Origin of the sequence: Bacteroides propionicigenes, from assembly GCF_018390535.1 — a bacterium.
GTDB classification, from domain to species: domain Bacteria; phylum Bacteroidota; class Bacteroidia; order Bacteroidales; family Bacteroidaceae; genus Bacteroides; species Bacteroides propionicigenes.
The window spans coordinates 1-3,147 of the sequence record NZ_JAHBBW010000025.1; the positions used below are offsets into that span (position 1 = coordinate 1).

Annotated in this window: 2 protein-coding genes; both read right to left on the reverse strand. The window is 48.6% G+C overall.

The annotated features are described in order from the left end of the window. Positions 1-520: 520 nt before the first annotated feature. Positions 521-1,540 carry a hypothetical protein gene (locus KG118_RS17160; RefSeq protein WP_004328553.1) on the reverse strand — a complete coding sequence of 340 codons (1,020 nt, stop codon included), beginning with the start codon at positions 1,538-1,540 and terminating at the stop codon, positions 521-523. A gap of 15 nt (positions 1,541-1,555) precedes the next feature. Beyond that, complete coding sequence (locus tag KG118_RS17165; RefSeq protein ID WP_004303996.1) at positions 1,556-3,145, reverse strand: phage terminase large subunit; 1,590 nt, start codon at positions 3,143-3,145, stop codon at positions 1,556-1,558. Between the last annotated feature and the right edge of the window lie 2 nt (positions 3,146-3,147).

Consider the following 3,147-nt stretch of genomic DNA (forward strand, 5'->3'; position numbering starts at 1 on the left):
AAATGTTTTGTTCTGCAATGAAATAACCGACACTTTTTTCAGGGAAAAATAAAAATGGCTTTATTATAATTGCCTTGTACCATAGAAAACGGGCAGAGAGCATGCAGTTGCTCATCTGCCCGTCCTGTAGGGAGAACCGTTTCATGCCGCTATCGGATTCACTTTCAATGTAGTCTGAAAGATGAACGCCTCTACTTTCATGTTGATTATGAAACATTGTTGGTGTGCGTGATAAGACTTCATGCCTTATTCAAACCTAAATCCAACGGGCACAAAAACAAGTAAATAATTATTCAATGTCTTGAGATTATTAAATACCGCAAAGGCAGTAAGGAATATAGCAGATTGGATTATTCTAAAAGGCCAAATTTATATCTTCTTTTGGCGGCATATTACAAGGAACTTGCCACCCGTTCAGGGGGGCTCTTGTGGAAACGGAACTAACAAACAAGCAGTAATTTCGTTTCTTGTTCATGGTAAAGACTACGACAACAAATCCGGTAGCGGTATTTACTGTTATTTAGGTCAGCCACGGGTTTCGATACGGGTCATAATCTGTTTGGAAAGTAGCCAGTTGCCAATCGGTAACCGGCTTTTTCGTGTCATCGACTTTACGGGGGATTTGTGGATTAAGTCGCAATTTGGCGGCATCATTAAGCCATTTCATGCTATCCTCGTAATCGCGCATACGGACAACACTGACATTATTCGGGGCAATGAGTTTCGTGAGCTCGTAGATAGCCAATCGAACCATATGCTTCTTGAGGTTGTAGTTTCGTGGATCGTGTAATGATAGGTTTAGACCGACTTGCGGCGTGTCCGCGTTCACATCCGTTTCCGGGTAAAATACCCGTCCGTCATAAACTACATATTCGTGTTCCGACAATTCGTAGGCATTGTATGATGAATCGTAATCGGCTATGGCTCCCCAACAGTCGGACACCATAGGGTCAAGATTGCAATCGAAACAGTCAAGCGTCATCAAAGTATAGAACGCCCCTTCATATTCAACGACTGACCACAGAGGATACTCGACAGGCTGCCATAACGTGACTTCCGTCTCGATCCAACCGCCGACCATCGGGATACGGATATCATCGAACTTGTACCCGTTTTCGGCAAGGCAAATATAGACAACACCGTTGTAGTTTACTTTATCACCCGGATAATAGGTGTTGAACTGGGAATAATTTACAACTTGTCCCGCATCGACGTGGATATCGGAACACTCTTCCCAATAGATTGCCGTTGCCGGCTTGCGATAGCCGCTGACGGAGCGTGTCACCTCATGGATTTGTCCCTCGAAATAGACATGCACACCCACGGGATAGGTAATTCGACGGTCGTATTCGGCGATATATTTTCCTTTTGCAAGTTCCTTTTCAATCTCGTAGTTCTCCGACAAATATTCCACAATGCTCATCTCCGCCGATTCTTCCGCCTGGATGAATCGTGCATCATTGCCCCGCGTGAGTTGTGCTAGTGCTTCCGGAGTAATTATCCCAAGATAGTCGTCATTATTGAGAAACCGTCTGTACATATCCTTGTTCCGTTATTAGTATGAAAATCCTTCCTGAATTACCGATGTGGAGACCACATACCCGTTCCCGTCGCCTCCGCTCTTGAACTTGTACCAGCTGTCGCGCAGGTAGTAACAGAGCAGGTAGTCAAGGCAGTCGGACAAGTGCCCGTACCGTTCATATTTGACACCGGTTTTCGGGTCGGTGGTCTTCTGTTTGCTCTTGGTACCGTCCTCGTTACGAAGCTGGTAAATCAGATCCTGGGTAAGTTTGCGACATTTGATATCGATTTGTATCTCCCAGCCTTCATAGCCCCCGAATACCTCGTTGACGAACTCGCACCGTGTAGCCTGCGGAGGCTGCTTGCGTAATAGCTTTACCTTCGGTCGCAGGATTCCTCTGCCGAAAGTGTCCGTGATGATGGTATAGTTGTTGATGCCGTCCTCGTTGGTGGTGGAGCGTTGTAACCCGGAAGGGTCACCGGTCACATCCACTCCGCCAATATGCTTGTCCCGGTAAAGTTTTAAGCGTACTTTCCGTGCCAACGCAGGTGTGTTGTTCTCCTTTTCCTCCGGCTTGCCGAGTATCTCTTCCAGTATATAGACCTTCCTGTTTTCATAGTCTATTTGTGCGGAGAGCACCGACATTTGGGGGGCAACATTGAAGTCCCACACCGTGATGAGCGGCTTGGTCGGATCGTACGCCTTTTCTTTCAGTCCGGTAACGAGATGCCGGGAGCCGTCGAAACTGTTATAAATCGCCATATCGTTGGCTTCCACGAAATCCCAGTTGCCATAGAGCAGGCGTTCCTTTGTCGCCTGGTCACGGATCTTGTTCAGGGCCGCCTCGTACACCTGACGGAAAGCGATATTCGGGTTGTCAAACACGGAGAAAGGTATATACGCTTCACCCTCGCGGCAGATGACCTTGTCTCCGTTTTCGTCCTGCACGAAGCGGGAACGCACCCAGTTAATCGTCGGATTGGTGGTGAGCAGCATTCTCGGGGTCTTGAATGTCTCATGGGTTCTCCAGCGGAGACGGGAGAACAGCACTTCGACGGCCCGTTCCGAGATTTCCGACACCTCGTCCACCATGGCGATGGTATATTCCGAAGAGCCAAAACGCTCGAAGTTGGGGTCGCTGGGGATATCCGCCATCTCCTTCATGATGATGACCGAGTCATTCCAGAATGTGAGCGTGCCTTCGAGGTTGTTTATCTTGTAGTTTGTATCCTCTTTCAGTCCCCAGTCCTTCAGAATCGACTTGATGGTGTTCCATGTCGATTCCTTTAACGACTTGAGTGTCTTACGGGCCACCACCGCACGGATATTCTCGAACCGAATACATGAAGACACCAGCCAAACGCTGCCGATATACGATTTTCCGCCGCCGGCCGCTCCGCCTCCCAGTATCAGCTGTGGCAGGTTCTGCGACTTGCAATGCCTGCATTGAGGCCTGTACTGAGGGTTGCCTTGCTGGTCATAACCGATAAGGATTTGCTCGATCTCCCCGCCACAATGGGGACAATAGTTCGGTTGCAACAGTTTCCAGAGTTCATACTGCCGTGGGGACGGTTTGAACTCGATGCGCAGGTTTCTGGGTGGTTTGAGCCTGTTGACCGCCATTC